18 protein-coding genes are annotated in these 24,373 nt (G+C 71.6%); 12 read left to right on the plus strand and 6 right to left on the minus strand.

Going from position 1 to position 24,373, the window contains the following annotated elements:
* Positions 1–19: 19 nt before the first annotated feature.
* A complete protein-coding gene (locus WMF24_RS06810; RefSeq protein ID WP_437735543.1) occupies positions 20–907 on the plus strand; it encodes a PaaI family thioesterase in 888 nt (295 codons plus the stop codon).
* A 99-nt stretch (positions 908–1,006) separates the two neighbouring features.
* Here WMF24_RS06810 and WMF24_RS06815 read toward each other — a convergent pair whose 3' ends face one another.
* On the minus strand, positions 1,007–2,428 hold the full coding sequence (locus tag WMF24_RS06815; RefSeq protein ID WP_437735544.1) for a proteinase inhibitor: 1,422 nt from the start codon (positions 2,426–2,428) through the stop codon (positions 1,007–1,009).
* Positions 2,429–2,930: 502 nt separating this feature from the next.
* Here WMF24_RS06815 and WMF24_RS06820 point away from each other — a divergent pair.
* From WMF24_RS06820 to WMF24_RS06845, 6 genes are all read left to right on the plus strand, one after another.
* Positions 2,931–3,854 (plus strand): DMT family transporter, encoded by a 924-nt coding sequence (locus WMF24_RS06820; protein WP_437735545.1) that lies wholly within the window; start codon positions 2,931–2,933, stop codon positions 3,852–3,854.
* A 273-nt stretch (positions 3,855–4,127) separates the two neighbouring features.
* Positions 4,128–5,408: a hypothetical protein gene (locus tag WMF24_RS06825; protein ID WP_437735546.1), complete on the plus strand. Its 1,281-nt coding sequence runs from the start codon at positions 4,128–4,130 to the stop codon at positions 5,406–5,408.
* 36 nt (positions 5,409–5,444) lie between these two features.
* Positions 5,445–6,035, plus strand: a complete 591-nt coding sequence (locus tag WMF24_RS06830) for an RNA polymerase sigma factor (protein WP_437735547.1) — start codon at positions 5,445–5,447, stop codon at positions 6,033–6,035.
* Positions 6,032–7,066 carry a hypothetical protein gene (locus WMF24_RS06835; RefSeq protein WP_437735548.1) on the plus strand — a complete coding sequence of 345 codons (1,035 nt, stop codon included), beginning with the start codon at positions 6,032–6,034 and terminating at the stop codon, positions 7,064–7,066. Before WMF24_RS06830 ends, WMF24_RS06835 begins: the two co-directional genes overlap by 4 nt.
* A 19-nt stretch (positions 7,067–7,085) precedes the next feature.
* Entirely contained in the window at positions 7,086–9,185 is a 2,100-nt protein-coding gene (locus WMF24_RS06840; protein WP_437735549.1) for a leucine-rich repeat domain-containing protein, read from the plus strand.
* Positions 9,186–9,471: 286 nt separating this feature from the next.
* A complete protein-coding gene (locus WMF24_RS06845; protein ID WP_437735550.1) occupies positions 9,472–11,784 on the plus strand; it encodes a hypothetical protein in 2,313 nt (770 codons plus the stop codon).
* Positions 11,785–11,812: 28 nt separating this feature from the next.
* On the opposite strand, the gene WMF24_RS06850 is transcribed toward WMF24_RS06845, so the two are convergent.
* The 3 genes from WMF24_RS06850 to WMF24_RS06860 all read right to left on the minus strand — a co-directional run bounded on the left by WMF24_RS06850 (position 11,813) and on the right by WMF24_RS06860 (position 14,638).
* Entirely contained in the window at positions 11,813–12,703 is an 891-nt protein-coding gene (locus WMF24_RS06850; RefSeq protein WP_437735551.1) for a LysR family transcriptional regulator, read from the minus strand.
* Between the two features lie 167 nt (positions 12,704–12,870).
* A complete protein-coding gene (locus WMF24_RS06855) occupies positions 12,871–13,356 on the minus strand; it encodes a DUF4405 domain-containing protein (RefSeq protein WP_437735552.1) in 486 nt (161 codons plus the stop codon).
* 511 nt (positions 13,357–13,867) lie between these two features.
* Positions 13,868–14,638 carry an SDR family oxidoreductase gene (locus WMF24_RS06860; RefSeq protein ID WP_437735553.1) on the minus strand — a complete coding sequence of 257 codons (771 nt, stop codon included), beginning with the start codon at positions 14,636–14,638 and terminating at the stop codon, positions 13,868–13,870.
* A 139-nt stretch (positions 14,639–14,777) separates the two neighbouring features.
* Here WMF24_RS06860 and WMF24_RS06865 point away from each other — a divergent pair, with 139 nt between their 5' ends.
* A complete protein-coding gene (locus WMF24_RS06865) occupies positions 14,778–15,761 on the plus strand; it encodes an AraC family transcriptional regulator (protein ID WP_437735554.1) in 984 nt (327 codons plus the stop codon).
* Positions 15,762–15,960: 199 nt separating this feature from the next.
* Complete coding sequence (locus WMF24_RS06870) at positions 15,961–16,398, plus strand: CBS domain-containing protein (protein WP_437735555.1); 438 nt, start codon at positions 15,961–15,963, stop codon at positions 16,396–16,398.
* A gap of 145 nt (positions 16,399–16,543) precedes the next feature.
* Here the strand turns inward: WMF24_RS06870 and WMF24_RS06875 are convergent, their stop codons facing one another.
* Together WMF24_RS06875 and WMF24_RS06880 are read right to left on the minus strand one after the other, a co-directional pair.
* The gene (locus WMF24_RS06875) at positions 16,544–16,783 is read right to left on the minus strand and encodes a hypothetical protein (protein ID WP_437735556.1); all 240 of its coding nucleotides are present in this window, start codon (positions 16,781–16,783) and stop codon (positions 16,544–16,546) included.
* 294 nt (positions 16,784–17,077) lie between these two features.
* Entirely contained in the window at positions 17,078–18,289 is a 1,212-nt protein-coding gene (locus tag WMF24_RS06880) for a PAS domain-containing protein (protein ID WP_437735557.1), read from the minus strand.
* A 299-nt stretch (positions 18,290–18,588) separates the two neighbouring features.
* Between WMF24_RS06880 and WMF24_RS06885 the strand changes: the two genes are divergently transcribed.
* From WMF24_RS06885 to WMF24_RS06895, 3 genes are all read left to right on the plus strand, one after another.
* Complete coding sequence (locus tag WMF24_RS06885) at positions 18,589–20,499, plus strand: aldo/keto reductase (RefSeq protein ID WP_437735558.1); 1,911 nt, start codon at positions 18,589–18,591, stop codon at positions 20,497–20,499.
* 437 nt (positions 20,500–20,936) lie between these two features.
* Positions 20,937–22,622: a glycoside hydrolase family 43 protein gene (locus WMF24_RS06890; RefSeq protein ID WP_437735559.1), complete on the plus strand. Its 1,686-nt coding sequence runs from the start codon at positions 20,937–20,939 to the stop codon at positions 22,620–22,622.
* Between the two features lie 194 nt (positions 22,623–22,816).
* Complete coding sequence (locus WMF24_RS06895; protein WP_437735560.1) at positions 22,817–23,905, plus strand: hypothetical protein; 1,089 nt, start codon at positions 22,817–22,819, stop codon at positions 23,903–23,905.
* Positions 23,906–24,373: the final 468 nt, after the last annotated feature.

Genomic DNA, 24,373 nt, shown 5'->3' on the forward strand with positions numbered 1-24,373 from the left:
ACCACATCGAGGAGCCCACATGACAAACGAGACCTCCCCGTCGCCCATCGACGCGCCTTACGCGCAGGACCTCGCGGTCACGCTGCAATCCAGCGAGGCCGCCGTGGCCCTCGCCCTGCCGTTCGAGGAGCGCAACACGATGTACGGGCACCTCCACGGCGGCGCCCTGGCGTCGCTGGTGCCCATCTCCACGTTCTCGGCGATGCGCGCGCGCGGGGCGGCCGCCGCGGAGCTCTGCACCGTATCGCTGCACATCGACTATGTCCGCGCGGCCCGCAAACCGGTGGTGGCCGAGACCCGATCCGTGCGCCAGGCGCGCGAGCTCGAGTTCTTCGAGACGCGGGTCACCGACGCCGACGGCCATGCGATCGCCCTCGCGTCCTCGATCGTCCGTCAGGGCATCTCGCCGGGCGCGGCGGAGATCGATGGACCGCCCCCGGGCCCGCTGGACGGCGCGGCGCCCGAGATCGTGAGCGCGATCCACGAGGCCATCGCGGCCAGCCCCTTTCTGTCGCGCCGGCGCGTGCGCCTCGCGGGCTCGGCGCGCGGGGCCGTCGCGCTCTCGCTGAGCGCGGCGCCCGCCAACCTCGACAGCGACGGCCGCGTGCACGAGGGCGCGGTCCTCTCGCTCCTCGACGCGGCGGGCGCGACGTGCCCGTGGACCGCCGCCCCGACCACGGCCGCGGCAGGTGGCGCCACCATCGCCTTGCACGCCCAGATCCTGGGGCCGCTGCCGGCGGCGGAGCTTCGCGCGCGCGCCGCCGTCCGCGCGCGCAAGGACCGCGTGAGCTGGGTCGACGTCACCGTCACGAGCCCGGCGACGGGGCACGTTCATGCCCTGGGGACGGTGATCTACCGCTTCAACGAGGCGCGTGGCGCAGGGCAAAGCCCGCCGGCGGCGCCCTGAGCCCGGCGCTCGCCGCGCGCGAGGCGACCGAGCAGGGCCACGGCCCACCTCTCTCTCCCGCGCGGAGAGGGCGGGGGGCCGCGCCTCAGGCGCTCTCTCTCAGGGCGCGACCTCGAAGAGGCACCGCGTGATCGGGATGCCGACGTCCGCCCACACATAGAGATAGTACTTCGTGCCCGGCACGAGCTCCTCGGGGCTCCCCTCGGCGGGATATCCCTGCTTCGTGTTCGGCAAGACCTCGCCGTAGGTGATACCGCTCTTCACCGGCTCGGCGCTCGCCGGCACGTCGAGCCGCCAGATCGTCCCCTCGGGCAGGTCGAGGTTGGGCGGCGCGCCCGGGTTCTCCGCGTCCGCCGACAGGACGAAGACGTAGCGGGCGCCGCCGCCGGCCCAGGTGATCTTGCCCGCGGCGTCCACGCCCTCGCCCGCCGCGCAATCGCTCGGCACATGAAGGCTCTGCTCGTGGAGCGGCCCGCCGAACGGGGTCATGTCCGCGAAATCCTCCCTCGTGAAGCCGCGGCGCTCGAGCTCGCCCTCGAAGAACGCGATCATGCGCTCCGGGTCCGTGGTGGGAAGTCCGGCGGTGTCGCGGGAGAAGCCGTTGTTCTGATCCGGCGGATACGCGCCGAGCGACGCCGACGAGACCCAGCCGGCCGCCAGCGCGAGGCCCGACGGATGGAAGCTGTCGGTCCAGACCGGCCCGGCCTCGATGTACCAGTTCGACGTCCCCGCGGCCGGCGCTGCGTTCTCCGAGTGGCAGCACACGCACCCGCACGCCTCGGTCTGCTCCGTCACCCAGTCGAGCTCGGCGAGCCACGCCGGGTCGGAGAGGCGCGGATCGTCGGCCGGTGTCTTGAAATCGGACGGGGGCGCGGGCCAGTACGGGCGCTGCGTGAGGACCGGCTCGCACGACGCATAGTCGGTGAACTTGCGGCCGGGCTCGGTGCAGCCCGAGATCGCGCCGAACGTGCAGACCTTGCCGTCGCTCTGCCCGGCGGGCTCGCCCTCCATCGGGTCGACACAGACGAGCTCGGGCCATTGAAAGACGGCGCCGCCCGTGCCGATGCCAGGGCCGGCGCCGGGCTCCTCCGTCGCGCCCTGGCAGGCAGCAGGCTCGAACTGGCCGCCGCCGAAGGTCTCGCAGCCGCGCTGGGTCGCGGCGCACTGGCTCGCGTCGTCGCCGGGGAAGACGAGGCTGTACTCGTCGTCGGTCCCGCCGCCGAGCACGCACCGGCCGAGCGTCTGCGGGTACGCGCAGCGCTCGTCCCTCGTGAAGGTGGAGCCCTGGAGCGCCTTGCAGTCGGCCTCCGCGGCCTCCGCCGTCCAGCCCTCGCCCGTGTAATCGCGGCACTCCTCGGCCTGGCTGAACGCGTTCGTGTAGACGCAACGGCCCGGCGGCACGAAGGCCTCCGCGGCGGCCTTGTCCTCGCCCCCTTGACAGGCACCCAGCCCTCCAAGGGCCGAAACGACGAGCGCGGCGCCCAGCATCGCGTGCGGTGAACGGAGGAGTTCTTGCTTCACGGTCGAACCTCCAGAAGGTGGCCTTCGAACGGTGTTGGATGTTGTTTGGCTCACTTTTGTCGTCCAGTGAGCGTGCTGGGTAGTACCGTTTGTTCATGTACTGTGCAACCTTGGTACATGCTTAGTGAAAATCCTGTGCTCCAGAACACGTTCTGGACGCGTGCGGGAGCGCCCGGGGGAGACACGGGGCGCGTCGGGTCCGGAGGAGGCGGCCCCGACCTGCGCCTTTCCGCGCGACCCGATCCCGCGAGAGCAGCCAGGCGGCCATGCGAGCTCTGCATTCGCGATCTCGTGTCTCGACGTGTCGAGGTGGTGGAGAGCGCGCTGGCCTCGTTCCGCACCTCGAGGCGCGCAGGGGCCCGGCGCTGCGGCGCGCGCCGCTGCCGCGCGCGTCGGCGCCGCGGAGCTCACGCCGGCGTGGGCCGCGGCGACGGGATCGGCCTGGCGCCGTCAGGGGGACGGCCTGGCCTCGGCAGCGGATCTTGCCTAATGTCCGCCGCGAATGTCTTCTTCCCCCCTCGGCGCCGCCGAGCCTCGAGACCAGCGCATCGCCCACGTCCTGCTGTTCGTCACCCCGGCGCTCTTCACGGCCAACATGGTGCTGGCGCGCGCCACGGCGGACTTCATCCCGCCGGTGGCGCTGGCGGAGCTGCGCTGGCTGGGCGTCGTGCTCGTGCTGCTGCCCTTCTGCGGCCGCGAGCTGTGGCGCGGCCGGGCCGCGCTGCGCCGCGACTGGGCCCGGTATGCCCTGCTCGGCCTGCTGGGCATGGGCATCTGCGGCGCCGGCGTCTATCTCGGCGCCGCCACCACCACGGCGACGAACATCGGCCTGATCTACGCCGCCTCGCCGGTGATCATCATCCTGCTGTCGCGGGCCATGTTCGGCGACCGGCTCAGCCGGCGCCAGGGCCTCGGCACCGCGCTGGCGCTGGCCGGCGTGCTCGTCATCGTGCTGCGCGGCGACCCGGCGGCGCTGCTCTCGCTCCGCTTCAGCGCCGGCGATCTGATCATCCTCGTCTGCGCCGTCTCCTGGGCGCTTTACACCGTGCTGCTGAAGCGCTGGCCCGATCCGCTGGGGGTCACGGCGCGGCTCGCCGCGATCGCGCTGGCCGGGGTGATCGTCATGCTGCCGCTGCTCGGCTGGGAGCTCGTCACCCGCGGTTCGCCGGACTTCGATCTACGCACCATCGCCGCCGTGCTGACCCTGGTCCTCGTCCCGGGCGTCGGGGCCTACGCCACGTACGGTTACATCACCCAGCATCTCGGCCCCAGCCGCACTGGCCTGCTGCTCTATCTGGCGCCGGTCTACACCGCCGTCATGGCCTGGCTGCTCCTCGGAGAGGCGTTGGCCTTCTATCACTGGCTCGGCGCGGCGCTCGTGCTGCCGGGGCTCTTCTTCGCCACCCACAAGCCGAAGACGACCTGAGCGCCCCGGAGCAACAAACGGGTCGAACCCGCCTGAAACGAGCAGAGCTTCGAACCGCCAAGGCGCCAAGGACGCCAAGAAGGAGACGAGATCTTGGCGCCTCGGCGGTTCATTTCTCGCTCGATCAACGTGATAGATGGGATGAGGCCTCGCCCGGCAGCCGTGAACAGGGGCACGGCGGAAGAGAGCCCCCCTGGCGCGGCGCTGCGGCCCGTCGCGACGGCGGTCGCATCGGCGCCGCCACGCGCGGCGGCTCGTGTACGCTGCGCCGCCGTGCGATGTTCCGGGAGCGCCGTGCTCCACCCGCGCCGTCTCGTGGCCGCCGCCGTGCTCACCGGCGCCCTGGCCGGGGCGGACGCGCGGGCGGAGGTCCAGCCGCTGCGCATCAGCTACGAGGCGCACGAGGGCTGTCCCAGCGCCGAGGTGTTCCTGCGCGAGCTGACCGCGCGCACGAGCCGCGCCCGCGCCGCCGCGCCGGACGAGGCGGCGCTCGTGGTGCGCGTGCGCATCACCCGGAGCGCGGGCGCTACCCGCGGCAGGATCACCCTCGGCGCAGGGGAGGGGGCGCGCGTCCGCGAGGTCGGCGGCGCCACGTGCGCGGAGGTCGTCGCGGCCCTGGCGCTCATCGCGGCCCTCCGGGTCGACCCCACCGCGTCCCTCGATCGGCAGCCGCCGGCCGCTGAGCCGCGCTCGACCGACGAGCCGGCTCCCGGCGGAGCGGCGCCCGTCGGCGGGGCGGCAGCCCTCGGCGGGGCGGCAGCCCTCGGCGGGGCGGCGGCCCTCGGCGGGGCGGCTACCCTCGGCGGGGCGGCTGCCCTCGGCGGGGCGGCGGACCCCACCGGCGCGACGGAAGCCGCCGCCGGCGAAGCGCCGGGATCGCCGAGCCCGCCCCCCGCCGCCGCGCCGCCGCCCGCCGCCCCCCTGGCCTCACCGGCAGCGGCCGCGCGCGCCGCGCCCGCGCCGATCCGCCCGCCGTCACCGGCCGCCCATGTCTCCTGGACCCCCCCGCGGCAGCCGCTGCCCGAGGAGCGCCGGTGGGCGCTCGGCCTCCACGCGAGCGCGGCGTCCGGGGTCACCCCTGGCGCCCTCCTCGGCGGGGGGCCCTTCGTCGAGCTGCGCGCCGATGTGGGGCTCGACGTCTCGCTCCGCGGCGCCGTCGAGCTGGCCGCCACGGGCGCCGTCGACGTCGGGCCGGGCCGCGCTCGGTTCACCCGCGGGATCGGCCGGCTCGACGCCTGCGCGGACCTGGTCCGTCCGGCGCGCTGGCTCGCGCTCGCGCCCTGCGTGGGCGCCGAGGGCGGCTTCCTCCGCGGCGCCGGGCTGGTCGGCGAGGCGATCGCCGAGGCGAAGCAGGCCACGGTGCCCTGGGCCAGCCTCGGGCTCCTCGCGCGCGCGACCGCCTCGCTCGGGGCGCGCGTGGAGGTCGACCTGCAAGGCGGCCCGCAGCTCCCGCTGGTGCGGCGCTCGTTCGTGCTCGAGAGCCCCGCGCTCCTCCTCCACGAGGTGCCCGCGGTCACCTGGACGCTGCGCGCCGGCGCCGGCCTGTCGTTTTGATGATCGGGTCGCCTGGATCCGGAGATTCCACGAGGCGTGAGCCGTGGTGAAGCGCTGACCCTGGCGGAGCTCCCCGCCGCCGTTCCACCCGAGAGCCGGGCGGCGCCCGGGCGCCTCGCCGCGCTCGTGACGCAGCACTCGGCCTTCGTCTGGCGCTCGCTCGTGCGGCTCGGCGTGCCGCGCGCGGACGCGGAGGACGCGGTACAGCAGGTGTTCCTCGTGGCGGCCCGGCGGCTCGGGGACATCGAGGCGGGCCGGGAGCCTGCGTTCCTGTTCAGCACGGCGCTGCGGATCGCCTCGCGCGCGCGGAGGACACAGCAGCGGCGCCGGGAAGTGCTGGAGGACGAGCCCCACGAGCGCGTCGACCCGGCGCCGGGCCCGGAGGAGATGATGGATCGCGCGCGCGCCCGCGCGACGCTCGACGCCATCCTCGACACGATGCCGCTCGATCTGCGCGCGGTCTTCGTGCTGTTCGAGCTGGAGCAGCTGACGACGGCGGCCATCGCGGCGCTGCTCGAGCTCCCGGCGGGCACGGTCGCGTCCCGTCTTCGTCGCGCGCGCGAGCACTTCCAGGCCGCCGTGAAGCGGCTGGAGGCGCGGGCCCATCATCGAGGAGAATCGCCATGACCGATCCCGAGCGCCTCCTGGACAAGAAGGAGGGTGACCTGCAGACGGCGCTCCTCCGCGCGGCGCTCGACGAGAGCCCGCCGAGCGGCCTGACGAGGCGTACGCTCGCCGCGCTCGGCGTCGCGACGGCCGCGACGCTCGCGGGCGGCGCGGCCAAGGCGGGGGCGGGCGGCGCGGCCGCGAGCTCGGGCGGCGCGGTCGTGGGGAATGCGGCCGCGGGCGGCGCCGGGGCGGGCGGCGCCGGGGCGGGCGGCGCGGCCGCTGGGGCCGCGGCGGGCGGCGCGGCCGCGGGCGGCGCCGGGGCGGGCGGCGCCGGGGCGGGCGGCGCGGCCGCTGGGGCTGCGCTGCACGTGGCGGGCGCGGCCAGCGGAGGCGGCATCGTGAGCGCGCTCGGGATGGGCGCGCTCGCGGGCGTCCTCACGCTCGGGGTCGTGCAATGGACCGGCGTGACGGCGCCGGCGCGGCGCTCGCACGAGGCGCCCACCGCGCCGGCAGCGCCGGCAGCCCCGCCCGCCAGGGCGCCGGCAGCGCTCGCCCCGCCGCCGACCTCCGGCGCCGCAGAGGCGGAGCCGCAGCACGTCGCGGAGGAGCGCGCGCGCGTCGGCGACGGCCCGCCCCTGTCCCGGCCAGCCGCCCCGGGGCCAGCTGCCCCGGATCCAGCGGCGCTGGCGAAGGCCGCCCCGGCCGCGAGCAGCCCGCGCGCGCCCGGGAGGAACACATCGACCCTGGCCTCCGAGCTGGCGTTGCTCGACACCGCGCGGCGCGCGCTGCGGGGCGGCGATCCGGCGGCCGCCCTCGCGCTGCTGGATCGCCACGCGCGCGAGTTCGCCGGCGCGCAGCTCGCCGACGAGGCCGCCGCGATCCGCGTCGAGGCGCTGGCGAGCAAGGGAGATCGCGCGGGCGCGCGCGCGGCGGCGCGCCGCTTCCTCGAAGCGCACCCCGGCAGCCCGCACGTCGATCGCGTCGAGTCGGCCGCCGGGATGGGCGCGCGCGAAGAAACCGTGATCCGGAGGAGCGATACCGGAGATTGATACGGCAGGAGGCTTTGCCATGAGGCCCTTGAACACCGTATCCACGCTCTGTTGCTCCTCGGCGCTCTCGCTGCTCGTCGCTGCGTGCGGGATATCTTCTCTCGGCAGCGGCGCAGGAGGAGACGGCGGCGGCGACGCCACCAGCAGCTCCGGCGCTGGCAACGGATCGAGCTCATCGAGCGGCGCCGGCGCCGCGTGTCGCGGCCCGGACCCCACCGGCTGCAAGACCCAGGGCTGCCCCGCGGGGCAGACCTGCGTCGACGAGGGCTGCGCGCCGTCGAGCTGCGAGTGCGACCCCGCGACCGGAACCTGGTACTGCACCGACGACTGCGGCGGCGGGACGTGCGTGCCGGACGAGCCCGCGTGTCGCGGCCCGAACCCCGCCGGCTGCAAGGCCCAGGGCTGCCCCGCGGGTCAGACCTGCGTCGACGAGGGCTGCACGCCGTCGAGCTGCGAGTGCGACCCCGCGACCGGAACGTGGTACTGCACCGACGACTGCGGCGGTGGGACGTGCGTGCAAGGCTGCGATCCCGAGGTTCGCGAGGGCAGCGTGCTCGTCACGAGTCAGGCGGAGCTCGAGCAACTGCGCGGGGTGACCGCGCTCCGCGGCACGCTCGAGATCACCCGCCGCGTCACCGACCTGTCCCCGCTGGAATGTCTGACGACCATCGACGGTAACCTCACGATCTCGGACAATCCAGCGCTGCGCAACCTCGATGGGCTGCGCAGCCTGGAGGAGGTCGCGGGTACCATCATGGTCTCCGAGAACCCGCTCCTCGAGAGCGTCGCGGGCGTCGCGGTGAAGGCGCACACCTGGTATGTCGCCCACAACGCTTCCCTCGAGTCCCTGTCAGGCTTCGAGGAGGTCGAGGCGGGAGTGCTCTGGCTCGAGGCGAACGCTCGGCTCGCGAACCTGAGCGCGCTCGGCAACCTGCGCCAGGGCGCGATCATGCTGATCGACAACGATGCGCTCACGAGCCTCGAGGGGATCAACGCATCCCAGCTCGACGGGCTCCGCATCTTGAGGAACGACGGGCTCGTCAGCTTGAAGGGGCTCGAGGCGCTCGAGAGCGTCGGGATCCTGGAGCTGGAGGAGAACCAAAATTTGAGCTCGCTCGAAGGGCTCGAGAAGCTCCGGACCGCCGACAACCTGCGCCTGTGGGTGAATGAAAATCTGAGCTCGCTCGAGGGCCTCGAGAGCCTCGTTCATGTGGGCTTCCTCGATATCGCGGGGAACGCGGAGCTCGCGGATCTGACGGGGCTCACCTCGCTCGAATCGCTGGGCTCACTCAATGTGAGCTCCAATCCCGCGCTGGTCAGCCTGGACGGCGCGCCCGCGCTGCGCGCGGTCGAGCACGTCGTCATCGACGGGAATCCGGAGCTCGTCAGCGTGAGCGCCTTCGCGCAGCTTCGCCCGGACCAGGACCCGCCGCTCTCGCTTCATCTGATCGGCAATCCGAAGCTCACCAGCATCGACATCGGTCGGGTGACGCGCCTCGGGGAGCTGTACCTGTACCATCTCCCGCTCACGGACCTGTCGGCGTTCGCCGGCGTCTCCGAGCTGGTCAGGCTCTCCGTGGCGGATAACCCCGAGCTCGTGAGCCTCACGGGCGTCGAGCAGATCTCGGGGCTCTTCATCCTGGAGGTCGCTCACAACCCGCGGCTCACGAGCCTCGAGGGCCTGAGCGGGCTCCGCTTCGTGGAGAGCGGGATCAGCATCGTCAACAACCTCGCGCTCACCACCCTCGACGGGCTTGGTCCCCTGAGCTCGGGGGACACGGGGGCCAACGTGGGGGTGATCCTCGAAGACAACCCTCGGCTCGTCGATATCGATGCTTTACGCGGGATCGAGCGGATGAGCCACCTCGTCGTCACGGACAACGACGCCTTGCTCGATCTCACGGGACTCGAGGATGCGAGCGAGCTCCAGAGCCTGATCATCAAGGACAACCTGGCGCTCACGACGCTTCGCGGCCTGGGCGCCCGGTCCATCTCTTCGATGGATGTCACGGGCAACCAGCGCTTGACGAGCTGTGAGATCGCGGCGTTCGTCGCGGGCCTCGAGCATGTCGGCAGCGTCCGCGAGGAAGGGAACGCCACGGGCCCCTGTCCCCCCTGACGTCGCGCTGCCGCGAACAGCGGCAATTCAACGGCACGACGCCGAGAGGCCATCCGGGGCCGACACGTTCACGAGGGCGAGGGGGCGGATGGTTCCGCCCGAGGCGGTGCGTGCATTTTTGCACGGGCCTGGGCGCGTATTGCGAATCGACGGTTCGTCCGCCGGCGGTTACCAATGCCTCACTACGACGGCAGGGCGAGCCCCGCGCCGCCCGCCCCTTCGCGGGGGCGCGCGCCGCCCCGACCCGTTCCGGGCGCCGTCTTCCCACGCACCCAAGGAACCCCCGATGACACTTCGGCCGACTCACCTGTCTTTCGTTGCACGCGCGCTTCCGGCGCCCATTCTCCTGTATACGGCGTGCGGCGCCCCCGGCGCCGATCTCGAACCCGCGCCCGACGCCGCCCCCGCCGCCGAGGTCTCGGCGGGGCTGTCGTCTTCGACGACCGTCATCCACCGCGAGATCCCGGTCCGGTTCGTTCAGTTCGTCGACGGCACCGACGACTCTCTCGGCCGGGCCGCCCTGAACGAGCAGATTGCCGGCGCGAACGCCGTCTTCGTCAAGGCGGGCATTCGCTTCTCGCTGGCGGCGTCGGTCGTCGTCACGAGCCCGACCTTCACCGAGCTCGGCGGCAGCTACGCCTGGCCCTCGCCCCCCTCGTCGGCGCCCCCCGTCGCCTTCAACCCCGGCTGCGCGGCCCCCGGGCTGAGCGGCACCGAGTCGGAAGAGATGGCCCTCTTTCGCGCCGCCTCGCTCTGCGGCGACGAGCGCGAGATCGTCGTCTTCACCGTGCGCTCGAGCAGCCAGGCCTGGGGCGCCTACCCCTGGGAGGGCAACGGCGTCATCATGCAGCGCTACAACATGGGCGCTGGCAACCGCACCTTCGCCCACGAGCTGGGGCACTACCTGGGCCTCTCGCACGCGTTCCGCGGCGCGGGCCTCAACTACGATCTGTCGAACCCCAACCTGAAGGACCCCGCGACCGGCGCCCCGGCCAGGCTCGCCGACTTCTGGGACCTCGTCTACAAACCCGCCGACCTGCCCCCGGCGACGACGACCAACGTCTACTTATCGAGCCGAGCGCAGGCCGCGGGCTACCCCGAATCGTCGCTGCGGCCCATCCAGGGCAACAGCGGCTGGGCGCAGAACCCGCTCGGCTTCGCCTGCCACGGCTCGCTCGACAACTGCCCCCCGGCCGAGCCCGACGGCGCGTTGCGCCTGGCCGTGCCGCGCACGGGCTTCGAGTACGCCGACTGCAACCAGGTCGACCCCGGTTACAGCCAGACGTGCCTTTGCGTCAGCTTCCCTTCGGCCTGCGACATCCTTTATACGGGCGACGACGGCCTGAAGGGGCTCGGCTTCACGCTGCCCGGCCACACGCCGTCGGCGCCGAAGCTCGGCGCCAACGTCATGAGCTACAACTACGATCCGGGCTACACCGGCGACCGCTGGTCGCTCAGCGACTCGCAGGTCGAGCAGGTGAAGCGCGTCCTGACCCACGACGTCGACTCGTCGTGGTTCGCCGGCGCCCGGGGCAAGAGGCCCGCGCTCGGCATCGGCAGAGGCTGGGGCGACTGGGAGCGCGTCGGCGCCGGGGTGAGGGGGCTGCCGGCCGCCGCGACAAAGCCGTCGGGCCAGCTCGATCTCGTCGTCAGGAACGCCGACGCCACCTTCGGCAACAAGGTGCAGATCCCCGGCTCGCCCCCCTCGTGGTGGCCGTCGCAGCTCGGCCTGGCGGGCCTCGGCGGCTCGTCGAGCAGCGCGCCGGCGCTCGTCAGGCGGGGCGACCACCTGAGCGCCTTCATGCTCGGCAACGACAGCTCGATTTACCATAAGGTGTGGGACCCTGTCCTCGCCGGCTGGTGGCCCTCGCAGACCACGTGGGACTCTCTCGGGGGCCCCGCTTCGGCGCCGCCGGTCGCCGTCTCGCCCGACCCGGGCTCGCTCGACGTGTTCACGCTGGGCGCGTCGGGCAAGGTCTTGCACAAGTCGTGGTCGACCTCGACGGGCCAGTGGTCGCCCTCTCCCTCTGGCTGGAACGACCTTGGCACGATGGGCTCGGCGCCGACGGCCGCCTCGTGGGGCGCCGGGCATATCGACGTCATCGCGCTCGACGCGAACAAGCGGGCGTACAACAAGGTCTACAACGCGTCGGCCGGCTGGTGGCCCTCCCAGACGGGCTGGCAGGGCCTCGGCGGCGAGCAGTTCGCCGAGACCCCGGTCGTCGATTCGTGGGGCGCCGGCCACCTCGACATCGTCGGCCGCGGCGCCGACGGCCGCGCGTACAACAAGGTCTGGGAGGCGGCGGGTTGGTCGCCCAGCCAGACCGACTGGTACGACATGGGCGGCAGCCTCGCGGGGCCCCCGTCGGTGGCCTCGTCGGACGTCGGCCACCTCCACGTCGTCGCCCGGAGCACCGACGGTCGATTGCTTTACAAGGAGTGGGGCGCGGGCAGCTGGTGGCCCGGGCAGACCGCGTGGGCGACGCTCGCCGTCGACATCGGCGGCGACCCCATCCTCGTGAGCTCGGACCCGGGCAGGGTCGACGTCTTCGTCGTGGGCCCCGACGGCACCCTCTGGCACCGTTCGCGGGACCTTTGACCCCGAAGGCCCCCCAGGGCACCGCGCATCAGCGGCGCCCTGGGGACCCAAGGTGCCCGCGCAACGCCTCGGTGACGAGCTCGATGACCGCCCTCACCGGCTCGGCGAGGGGCGCCTCTTTTCGGTACACGATCGAGAGCCGGCTCTTCCCGAGGCTCTCGCCCGTGAGCCGCCGGAGCGAGGGCTCGAGCGAAGCCAGGAGGCAGGGCAAGACGGCGACGCCCATGCCCGCGACGCAGGCGGCAAGGAGGTCGCTCACCTCGCGGTAGCGCATGAGCACGCGGGCGCCTTCGCTGTGCTCCTCGAGCCACCGGGCCAGCGGGGCGTTGCGGACGCCGGCCTCGAAGCCGAGCAGGTCGTGCCCGCGGAGGTCGCACGAGCTGGCCAGCGTCGGGTGCCGCGCCAGGTAGGCTTCCGAGGCATACAGCGACCAGTCGACGTCGCCGAGCTTCCTGGCGATGAGATCGTCGCCGTCGACCTTGCCCGAACGCAGCGCGACGTCAGCCTCGCCCTTCCTGAGGTCGGCCGGGCGGCTGCCGCTGAGTATCTCCAGGACGATCTCGGGGCGGGCGGCCTGGAAGGCGCCAATGTGCGGGGCGAGCAAGCGGCCGAAGGCCGAGGGGGTGGCCAGCTTGACCCGGACCGTCTGCGAGCGCACGGCCGCTTGCACCGCGAGCGCCGCCTGCTCCATCTGCTCGAGCAGCGGCGCGACCGTCTGGCCTATCGCCGTGAGCGAGAGCCCCTCGGGGCCGCGCGTGAGCAGCGGGGCGCCCAGCGCCGTCTCGAGCGCCACGAGCCTGCGGCCCACGGTCGAGTGCTCGACGCCCAGCGAGCGCGCCGCGCCAGCCAACGTCCTGGCCCTCACGGCGGCGAGGGCGTAGCGAAGGTCGTTCCAGTCGAGGTCTGACGGCTTTGTCACGACGGGTAGAGCTTATCCCAGGTGTGCCCTCGGCTGGAACGTCACCGCGCTGGCCGGCGGTGACGGCGCGCGTGGCAGGTCGTCGTGCGACTGGCAAAGCACACACCCGTCGCGCGCGACAGATCGGCGCGCTCGGCGTGGCCGGCGGCGTCCGGGACATCCTCCCTTCATCGCGCTTCGTAGACCAGCGTCTCCACGACCTCTTCCGGTGAAGAGTCGTTGTTTACCCAGATGTCCTCGATCGTCTCGGCGCCGTCGAGCTTGATCCCCCTCTCGTTCAGCGCCGTCGCCGCTTTGACGTGATCAATTTGAAGGACCCTGAATGAGTCGGAGATCGGGGCCCTCGCCACTTTCTCCAGGATGATCAAATCTACCGGGAGTTGAGCTCTTTCAAGGGCAATGAGCCCGGCGGACAGCAGGGTCACGGCGGCGGCCGCGATGGCGAAGTTCGCCTTTCCGAAATGGCTTCTCATGCTCTTCCAGTTGATCACCACATGGAGAAAGATGATGAGGACGAAAGCTGCCCCCAGCACTTCATGGAGCACCTCTGTAAAGCCATCTGCCAGATGGAAGAGCATCAGCACGCCTGAGATCCCGACAGGGACGAAGATGAGCGCGAGGAAAGGGGTCACCAGGTTCCTGTTCAGCTTCATGTTTGATCCGGTCCTTCGGTGTGCTGTGTTGACCGAGGTGTGCGAGCCACGATGGAACGAGCTCTGCTCATCGAGGGGGATTCGATCTCCAGTTTCCAGCCATCTCGGCGTGACAGCGTCCGTCCACGGACTCCCCCATCTGTCATGCCGCGGATGTGGCAGGCGCCCTCATGGCGCGCATGAAGAACGCAGGACCCGAGATGGCGGCCGCGATCATGGCGGCCGGTCCGGCGCCAGCCGTGCTGTTCATGGAGATGACGCCGCTCGCGCACACGCGGCATTTAAGTGTGTTATACACATAATCCCGGCGGGGGCGCGCGTCAAGGAAAATGTGTATAATGCACTCGATGCGCGCTTCTGTGCCGATGGACTTCCGCTGGATGTCGAGCGTGCCGCGATCGGCGAAGCGCTCCGGGGCGCGGGCGGCGGGGACGGCCGGCGCTGCCTCGCCGCGCCGCCGAGCGACGTCCGCGCGGCCTTCGAGGGCGGCGGCCCGATGAGGGCCTGACCGTCAGCGCGCCGTCATCCCGCCGTCGACGCGGTAGTTCACGCCGGTCAGCCACCTCCCGCGGTCCGACGCGAGGAGCGCGACGACCTCCGCGACGTCGTCGGGGGTGCCGACGCGCCCGAGCGGCACCTGCTGGAGGAACGCATCGTCCGGCAAGCCCATCTCGCCGGTGTACCTCTTCCGCAGATCGTCGGCGCTCGGTGTCGCCACCGGCCCCGGCGTCACGACGTTCACGCGGACGCCGCTCGACGCGAGCTCGACGGCGAGCGCGCGCGAGTAGGTGTCGAGCGCCGCCTTCGCGGCGCAGTAGTGCGCGAACGAGCCGACCGGCATCGTCGCTGCCGTCGACGAGATGTTCACGATCGCGGCGGCCTTCGAGGCGCGGAGCGCCGGCAGGACCGCGTTCGTGAGGCGGACCGCGGAGAGGAGGTTGAGCGCGAGGGCGTCTTGCCACTCCTCGTCGGGGATCGTCTCGGAGCCTCCCGTGGAGAACGCGCGCGACCCGCCCGCGTTGTTCACGAGGATGTCGAGGCCGCCGAGAGCCGGGAGCGCGTCTCCGGCGATCGCCTTCACCCCTTCGATCGTGCGGACGTCGCCGGAGATGAACGTCGCCGCCGCGGGGGTGGCGTCGCTGCGCGAGCGCGCGGCGACAACGACCCTGGCGCCGCCATCGAGGAGGCGCTGCGCGATCGCCGCGCCGATGCCGCGCGAGCCTCCGGTGACGAGGGCGCGGCGACCGATGAACTCCTTCGAGAGATCGAGCTTGCTGGACATGGTGTTCCTTTCGTCAGAGGACGATGCATCCTCCGTAAGGCCCGCGATCCGTACGAACCATGAGAAGCCGTCCGGAAAACTTTCGAGACCGTCCGCGCGGCTTGGACACCGCGGCCCGCGCTCGATACGCTATCGAGCGATGGATGCCCTGAGCGCGGTGCTCGCCCCGGTTCGACTACAGCGCACCCGCTGGGTGTCCACCGTCGGGCGCGCGCCGTGGGGCGTCGCCCTGCCGGTGGTCAAGAGCTGCATCCGGTTCCACTACGTGGTCCGCGGCAGCGCCTGGCTCAGCGTCGACAGGACGGACGAGCCGCGCGTCGCGCTCTCCGGCGGCGATCTCGCGGTGCTTCCGCTCGGCCACGCCCACGCGCTGCGCGACACTCCGCGGAGCGCCACCCGGCGCTTCGAGGAGGTCGCGCGGTGCGCCACCCGCCCGACCCATGACGTCATCCACATCGACCTCGGCGCGAGGGGCCCCGAGACGACCTTCATCACGGGCGCCTTCGTGCTCGACGACCCGCTCGCGACACCGATCCTCGCGACGCTGCCGCCGCTCATCCGGATGACCCCCGACACGCAGCAGGGGGTGCCGTCGTTCCTCGAGAACATCCAGTTCATCACGCGCGAGATCGAGACGAACCGGCCCGGGTCCGAGATCGTCCTCCTCCGGATGGCGGACGTCATGTTCATCCAGATCCTCCGCGCGTACCTCGCGCGCTTGCCCGAGGACGGCGGCGGCTTCCTCGGCGCGCTCCGCGATCCGAGCACCGCGGCGGCGCTCGGGGCGATGCACCGGCGCGCCGAGGAGCCGTGGACGGTGGCCTCGCTCGCGAAGGAAGCGGGCGTCTCGCGCTCGGTCTTCGCGGCGCGCTTCACCGCGCTCGTCGGCGAGCCGCCGCTCGGCTACCTCACGCGGCTCCGCATGCAGAAGGCTGCGGTCCTCCTCCGCGAGGGCGCGCCGCTCGCGAAGGTCTCGCGCCTCACCGGCTACTCGTCCGAGGCCTCGTTCAGTCACGCGTTCCGGCAGTGGGCCGGCATGGCCCCCGGCGCGTGGCGGCGGCACGTCACGTCGAGCGATCCGAGCGCGGCTTCGGACGGAGGGCGTCGAGCCCTCCAGGCTTGATGCGTGGTACCAGCAGGCCCGAGCGAGCCCAGGCCCAGCGAGCCCCGGTTCCAGCGCGCCAGAGCCAGTGACTCGAGGCAGGAGCGACTGTTCTGGGCGGAAAATCGCGCATTACGGCAGAAACAATCCGAAAATATTGCGCGCGATCGCGCGACACCACCGGATTTTTCGTCATGCTTCCGGCTCGGAAGGAGGCAGCATGGACAGCGTCGGCGACATCCTCAACACGAAGGGTCGGAACGTCTACACCGTCTCTCCGGAAGCGACGGTGTTCGAGGCCGTACACGCGATGTGCGCGAGGCACGTGGGCGCGCTGCTCGTGAGCGTCGATTCGTCCCCGAGCGGCATCATCAGCGAGCGGGACGTGATGACGCGGGTGATCCTGGCCCGGCGTGATCCGGCGACGACCCTTGTCGCGGAGGTGATGACCCGCGAGGTCGTCTGCGTCGATCCGAACACGGCGGCGCGGCAGGCCATGGCGGTCATGACCGAGCGGCGCTGCCGCCACCTGCCGGTGGCCCAGGACGGGCGCGTGGTCGGGATGATCTCGATCGGCGATCTCGTGCACTGGGCGAGCCGCGAACAAGAGGCCGAGATCAAGATGCTGACCGAGTACGTGCAGGGGGTCTACAGCTGAGCGCCCTGCCGGCGGCCGCCGGCGCTCGCCTGCCCCCGGCCCCGCACCGAGGCGCCGCGCCCCCGCGCGGCCCCGGATCGCTCGGCGATCGAGCCGTTGACGAACGGGCAGCTCCGCGGAGGGCCCGTTCGTCAACGGCGCGCACCTACTTCGTCGCTGCCTCCACGGCCTTCTGCGCCTTGCGGTAGGCGGCCACCTGCGCCTTCGTCGCCTGGAGGATCTGCGAGTACGCCGCGTCGCTCCCCGCTGACTTGCACGCCTGCGAGTCGGCCCCGAACAGCGCGTCCTTCAGCATGCTGCGGGGCCTCGACTTCGCCTGGGCGACGAAGTTCAGCCCTTTCTCTTTCCAGAGGGCGCAATCCTCCGCCCCGAGGTCCTCGCACATCCGTGCGTCCAGATCCTCACAGACGTTGCACCCCATCGCCAGGGCACCAACAACACACAACACGAGAACGCTCATCTTCGATTGCATCAAATGACTCACCAGCCGAATCAGGGGTTAAGCCCCGGAGGGTACCCCAGGTCCGCCTCCGTGAACAAGGGGTACGGCGCGACGGCGTACCGCGGTGGGCGACGAGCCGCGCTCACCTGCTCACCTGCCTCACCTGCTCACCTGGGCGGGGCCGGCGCAGCGAACGTCCTGCGGCGGGCCCGGAGGAGGTAGAGAGACTACCTCTCCTCACTTCACCGGCGCGCCGCCTGCCTCGCTCGCCGCCGCCATGCGCCGCATGCAGAGCTTGAGGCCCGCGCGGAGGTTGCCCACCGTCGTGACGCCGGAGAGGTCGACCCCGAGCGCGATCATCGTCTGGGCGACGTTCGACCGGATCCCCGTGACGATCCCCTCCGCGCCGAGGAGCCGGATGGCGTCGATCATCTCGATGATGTGCCGGGCCGTCTGCGTATCGACCGCATCGACGCCGGTGAGATCCAGGATCGCATACCGAGCGTCCTTGCTCACGATCGCCGAGAGCAGGTTGTCCATCACCTCGGAGAGCCGCAGGCTGTCCACCACGCCCACCATCGGGAGGGTCAGCACCTTGTCCCACACCTCGATGATCGGCGTCGAGAGATCGCGAATGACCTTCTGCTGCTTCTCGATGAGCTGCAGCTTCGCCCTGAGCTCGATCTCGTTCTGCCGCGCCTCGGTGGCGTTCAGGGTGACGCTGATCGCGCCGTCGGGCTCCCCGCGAGCGTCGCGCACCGGGATATACCATGTCTCCCAGCTCGCCCCCAGCACGTCGGAGACGTCTCGCGCGGCTTCCCCCGCGAGCGCGCGGCGCATTCCCCACGAGGCCTCCATGTCGCGGCCGTAGAGATCGAGGATGTTCGCGCCGAGGAGCTGCCCCGGCTTGACGCCGGCGGCCTCCGTCCCCTTGCCGTCGTGGAACGTGAAGACACCCTCGCGATCGTACTTGCCCACGACGATCGGCAGATGGTCGAGGATGGCCCGGAGGATCTGCGGCGCTTCCGCGGGCTCCGCCTCGGCCGGGGGCCGCGCCGAGGTGCCCTGCTCGTCGTCGCGCCCGACGTGGCGCCCCACGTAGATGGCGCGCGCCGGCCGCCCGGATCCGTCGCTGAGGGGATGCTGGGCCCACGCGACGACGACCTCGCTCCCGTCCTTCCGCGCGCACGCGCAGCGGTGCGGCGCGCCGCTGCCATCCTCGGCGAGGCGCCGGAAGGCCTCCTGGCCGCCGCGGCCCGACAGCGTGCCGAGCAGGCTCCGCCCGAGGACCTCCTCCGCCGTGTACCCGAAGAGGCGCTCTGCGCCTTCGCTCCATCCGGCGATCACCGGATCACGGAGATCGCCAGAGACCTCGACGAGCGCCAGCGGCGCCGCGTCCCCGTGCGCGGCGCGGATCCCCGCCCCGGCCGCCTTCTCATCCCCCGTCATGAGACCCTTCTACCAAGCGCGTACGCCGCGCGTCGAGCGTTAGTTCACCCTCACCGCAGAGCAGGGTGAGCCATGAGGGCGACGGGCCACACGCTCCCGATGAGCCAGCTTGAACGCCTCGTGCACGGCCTCCCGGCGAGGGCGGCAGTCTCGCCATCGCCGCTCCGGCCGCGCGCCTCCGGGGCGTTCACGGAGCTCTCGGTCGGCTGCTCGGGCTGCCGGTGGCACCGGAGGGGTGTCCCATTGAAACGGCCCTGGCGCTTGCGTCGAGCCGCGGACCTGGCTACGTCAGCGTCCCCGTGAGTCCCGCCCCCTCGTCCTACGGTGTCCTGGGCCCCCTCGACGTTCCCCTCGGCCTCGGCCTGCTCCGGCTGACCACGGAGGGGCGCCCCTCGGAAGAGGACGCGATCGCCGTCATCCACGTTGCCCTCGATAAAGGCATACGCCTCCTCGATACCGCCGACTCCTACTGCCTCACCGATCGCGAGGTCCACCATGGAGAGCGCCTCGTCCGCAAGGCGCTCGACGCGTGGTCCGGCCCGCGCGACGACGTGCGCGTCATCACCAAGGCGGGGCTCACCCGACCCAAAGGGCGATGGGTCCCGAACGGCAGCCGCGACCACCTGCGCCGCACGGTCGAGGGCAGCCTGAAGGCGCTCGGCGTCTCGCGGATCTTCATGCTCCTCCTCCACGTGACCGACCCAAGGACCCCCCTCGAAGAGAGCCTCGCCGCCCTCGCCGAGCTCCAGAAGGAGGGCCTCGTCGAGCACCTCGGCCTCAGCAACACCTCCATCGCAGAGGTCCGCCAGGCCGAGCGGCACTTCCCGGTGCGGGCCATCCAGGAGGAGCTGAGCGTCCTCGATCGCGGCAGCGCCGCCCGAGGCCTCATCGAGCTCGCCAGGCACATGGGCATCCCGTTCCTCGCCCACCGGCCGCTCGGCGGTCACGCCAAGGTCGATAGCCTCCTCAAGAACCGCGCGATCAAGCCCATCGCCGCGCGGCACGGCGTCACGCCCCAGGAGGCGGCCCTCGCGGCCCTGCTCGATCTCGGCCCCCCCGTCATTCCCCTGTTCGGGGCGACAAGGCGGGAGAGCGTCGAGTCCTGCTTGCGCGCGCTCCGGGTCCCCTTCGACGCGCGCGACCGAGCCGACCTCTCGAAGATCAGCTTTGCGCCCGTGGCCGATGTGCTGGCCTCGGTCGCGCCCCCCGTGACGCCCGCCGGCCTGCGCGAGCTCGAGCCCGGAGAGGGCCCCGGCGACGCGCCCGAGGTGGTCGTGGTCATGGGGATCCAGGGGGCAGGCAAATCGTCGGAGGTCGCCCGCTACACGGCCAGAGGGTACGCGCGCCTGAACCGCGATGAGCTGGGCGGCACGCTCGACGGCGTGGTCAAGAAGCTCGGGGAGCTGCTCTCCTCGGGGCAAACGCGGGTGGTCCTCGACAACACGTACGGCACGCGCGCGTCGCGCTATGCGGTGATCCGGAGCGCGCACGCGCACGGCGTGCCGGTCCGGTGCAGGTACCTGGCCACGCCCATCAACGAGGCCTACGCGAACGTCGTCCTGCGCGTCCTCGAGCGCTACGGCAAGCTGCTCGGGCCGGAGGACATGAAAGCGCTCGGCAAGGAGGATCCCAACCTGCCGCCCCCGCAGGCGCTCTCGCGGTGGGCCGCGAATTTCGAGGCGCCGCACGTGGATGAGGGGTTCTCGGTGGTCGAGGAGATCCCGTTTGCCCGGCGCGTCGATCCGCTCTTCACGGGCAAGGGCCTGCTCCTCGACGTCGACGGCACGCTGCGGAGGACGAAGAGCGGCGAGATCTACCCGCGCGACCCCGATGACGTCGAGCTCCTGCCCGGTCGGCGCGCGGTCCTGGAGCGCTGGGTCAACGACGGATACACGCTCTTCTTCGTGTCGAACCAGAGCGGCATCTCGAAGGGATCGGTGACCGAAGAGGCAGTCCTGGCCGCGTTCTCGCGGACGATCGAGCTGCTCGGCCTGCCCGTGGCCGACGTCGTGTATTGCCCGCACCCGGCGTTCCCGGTCGGCTGCTTCTGCCGCAAGCCCCTGCCGGGGCTCGGGATATCGCTGATCCAGCGCCACAAGCTCGCGCGCGAGCACCTGGTCATGGTCGGCGATATGGAGAGCGACCGGGAATTCGCGCGAGCGCTCGGGTCGAAGTACATGACGGCCGAGGAGCTCTTCCCCGGCGAGTGAGCGCTCGCGACGGAGAGCGACAAGGCGCCCAGCGCCCCCCGTGAGCCCCGCGGGACGCGCCGGGCGCCGTCGTCGCCCAGGCGACCGGCGTCAGCGCGGACGCCGCGGGGAGCGGTGAGAAAAGGAGCGGCGAAGCGGCTCCTGCACGCTGGCGCCGAGGCTCCGGATCGCGGGCCCATGCTGGCTTCGAGCGGCGCTCCCGGTCGCTTGACATCGAAAGTGTGAACGTTCACAATGCGCCCGAGCAATATGCTCTTGCTGTAAACATTCGCGGGTCGGATCAGCGTCTCGGACGTGATCGCTCATGCGCTCTTGGCGGGCTGGGCTGTCATCGCGGCGAAGCGCCCCGACGAGAAGCGCCGGAGCGTCATCGCCTGAGCGATCCACGACGTCTGGTCGCACCTAACGATTCTCCAGGAGAGCAGCGAGGTCCAGGAATGGCCACGATCACGACATCACTCCAGCACAGGCTCCTCGTCGCGGCATTGTTGCTTTGTGGCGCGACCGCGTTCCCGTCTGAATCCATGGCGGATAACCCCATCGTACAGACCATCTACACCGCCGACCCTGCCCCCATGGTCCACGACGGGACCCTGTACCTCTATACCACACATGACGAGGACACCGCTTCGACGTTCTTCAGCATGAACGAGTGGCGAGTGTATTCGTCCACGGACATGGTGAACTGGACGGATCGCGGATCGCCGCTGAAATTCAAGGATTTCAGCTGGGCGAAGGCAGATGCCTGGGCGGGGCAGGTCGCCCACAGAAACGGGAAGTTCTATTTCTATATCCCCACGACGAGCAGGACGCTCAACAGGATGGTCATCGGCGTCGCCGTGTCGGACAGCCCTGTCGGTCCGTTCGAGGACGCCCTGGGGCGGCCGTTGATCACCGCCAATTGCGGCGACATCGATCCGACGGTGTTCGTCGACGACGACGGCCAGGCCTATCTCTACTGGGGAAACCCCAACCTGTGCTACGTGAAGCTGAACGAGGACATGATCTCCTACCAGGGAGAGGTCGTGCGCGTGCCCATGACGGCGGAGAGCTTCGGAGAGCGCACCGGGAGCGCCGAACGACCGACCCTGTACGAAGAAGGTCCGTGGCTCTACAAGCGCGATGGGATGTACTACCTGGCGTATCCGGCCGGCGGCATCCCCGAGTACATCGCCTACTCCACGAGCAGCAGCCCCACCGGCCCGTGGACTTACCGGGGGGTCATCATGCCGACGGAGGGCGGCAGCTTCACCAATCACCCGGGCATCATCGACTACAAGGACAGCTCGTACTTCTTCTATCACAACGGCGCTCTGCCGGGCGGAGACGGTTATCACCGCTCGGTGGCCGTCGAGCGATTCACGTACAACGCCGACGGCACCATCCCGACGATCACGATGACCGAGGAGGGCCCGCCCGGCGTTGGCCCCCTCGATCCGTACGTGATGACGGAGGCCGAGACCATCGCCTGGTCCTCCGGCGTCGAGACCGAGGCGTGCAGCGAGGGCGGGATGAATGTCACGTCGATCGAGGACGGGGACTACATCAAGGTGAAGGACGTCGATTTCGGTTCCGGCGCGGTGTCCTTCGACGCAAGGGTGGCCTCGGCGACCAGCGGCGGCAGCATCGAGCTGCGCCTCGACAGCACGACCGGCACGCTGGTGGGGACCTGCACGGTCGAGGGGACCGGCGGCCCCCAGACCTGGGTCACCACGTCCTGTGCGGTCGACGGCGCGACGGGGACACATGATCTGTATCTGAAGTTCACCGGTGGGGACGGCCCCCTGTTCAATTTCAACTGGTGGAAGTTCACTCGGCTCGACGACTCGGAGCCGACAGGCGGCGGGGGCGGTCCGGACATGGGTGAAGGGGGAGCGACGGGCGGCGGCGGCTCGGGTGAGGGGGGGAGCGTCAGCAGCGCAGCAACGACCGGCAGCGGCACGGGCGGCGCTGGCGCCGCCTCACCTGACGGCGCTGGCGAGGACGAGGGCGGGTGTGGGTGCCGGGTCCAGTCGGGGCCCAGCTCCCCGGCGGGCGTGCTCGCCGCGTTGGCCGCGCTGGGCGCGGTGGTCGCGCGGCGCCGTGCGCGAAGAGCCGGGCGGCGCGTGGCCGCTGCGAGCTGACGGCGCCGGTGCCCGGGGCGATGACCCAGCGGGCGCGCCCCCGGCAGGTGCAGAGAATGCCGGGGTCGGAGAGGGGCGCGGCCGGCGCGACTGGCTCTCAGAGAGCCGGGACACAGGGGAGCAGGTACGGCGAACGCCGGCCCGAACCGCGCGCCATCGCGTGGGACCAATGAGTAGAGCGTGGAGAGGATGCGATGAGATCAGTTTTCGCTTTGGCAATGTGCGGCTTGCTGGCCGGCTCGTTCGTCACGATGGGTTGCAGCGATGACGACGGCGGGGGCGGGGCCGGTGGGGGCACCACGACGAGCAGCTCGTCGACGAGCGGTACCGGGAGCACGAGCGGCACGGGCGGGGCAGGCGGCGCAGGCGGCGCGGGCGGCGCAGGCGGCGCAGGCGGCGCGGGCGGGGCAGGCGACGCGGGCGGCGCAGGCGGCGTGGGCGGGGCAGGCGGCGCAGGCGGCGCGGGCGGCGCGGGCGGCGCGGGCGGCGTTGAAGAAGTGGACATCGGTCCCGGTCCGGACGAGAGCTGCTCGGGCTGCGCCCGGCTGGCCGTGCCGCTCACCGAGGCCGACACAGGGACGCTGTTCCAGTTCGACATGCCGGAGCTGATCGACCTGACCGGCGCCACCGTCACGTTCCGTGTGAAGGTGTACGCCGGCACCGGCGGCGGCGTGCAGACGTTCGTACAGAATGGAGGTGCACAGGCCTGGATAGGCATCCCCTGGGCGTGGACGGACCTCAGCAGCCTGGAGGAATGGACAGAGCTCACCATCGACGTCGATGCGGCCGCCGCTGCGGATGACTCCATGACGTTCGACAAGACCAAGGTGAGGCGCATCGGCCTGCGGGTCGACGCAGGTATCTCGGGGCCCTGGGCCAACCCGACGGTGGTCTACGTCGACTTCATCACGGTCACGAGGCCCGGCGGCACGGGCGGCGACGGCGGCGCTGGCGGCACGGGCGGCAACGGCGGCACGGGCGGCGACGGCGGCACGGGCGGCGCCGGCGGTACGAGCGGCGACGGCGGCGCCGGCGGTACGAGCGGCGACGGCGGCGCCGGCGGCACGAGCGGCGACGGCGGCGCCGGCGGCACGAGCGGCGACGGCGGCGCCGGCGGCACGAGCGGCGCCGGCGGTACGAGCGGCGACGGCGGCAGCGGTGGCACGAGCGGCGAGGTGATTCACGTGCTCGGTCCGTTCGAGTTCACGAGCGATCTGCAGGGGTTGGCGATCGGTGACTACAGGATGGTGCCAGGCTCGAGGCTGGATCTCCTGGGCGAGTGAACCAGGTCGCCTGCGGCGCTCGCTCTCGCGCTGCTGCGCGGAGCGAGCGCCCGCGCCGGCCCCATCGCTCATCGAGGGAGCGCGCGTTTCGGTGCGCCCCGGCGTGACTCAACCCCCTTCCAGGTAACGACTCCCCTGCTGCCGGCGCCGGCCACGACGTGGCGGGAACCGATGGCGTTCGGGGTCGACGCGGCGTCGCCGGGCGCACGGCCCACACGCGGGCCTCGCGCCCGCCAGCGATCGCCGCGCGCCAGTTTGGGGTTGACGCCGGATATGTGAACGTTCACAATCTGCGCTCCAGACATCCTTTGCCTTGTCCTGGATAGGCCGCCATGCGCACCGGGCTTGCGTCCTCCTGCGCGTTCACGGTGACGGTCGCGCCATGGCTCCAGACGAGGCGCGCGCAGGGGGAGGGGAGGAGCAGCAGCTGGGCTCCGCTGGGATGACATCAGGGCGCACTCCAGGTGC

The sequence above is a fragment of the Sorangium sp. So ce1335 genome (assembly GCF_051521615.1).
Lineage (GTDB): Bacteria > Myxococcota_A > Polyangia > Polyangiales > Polyangiaceae > Sorangium.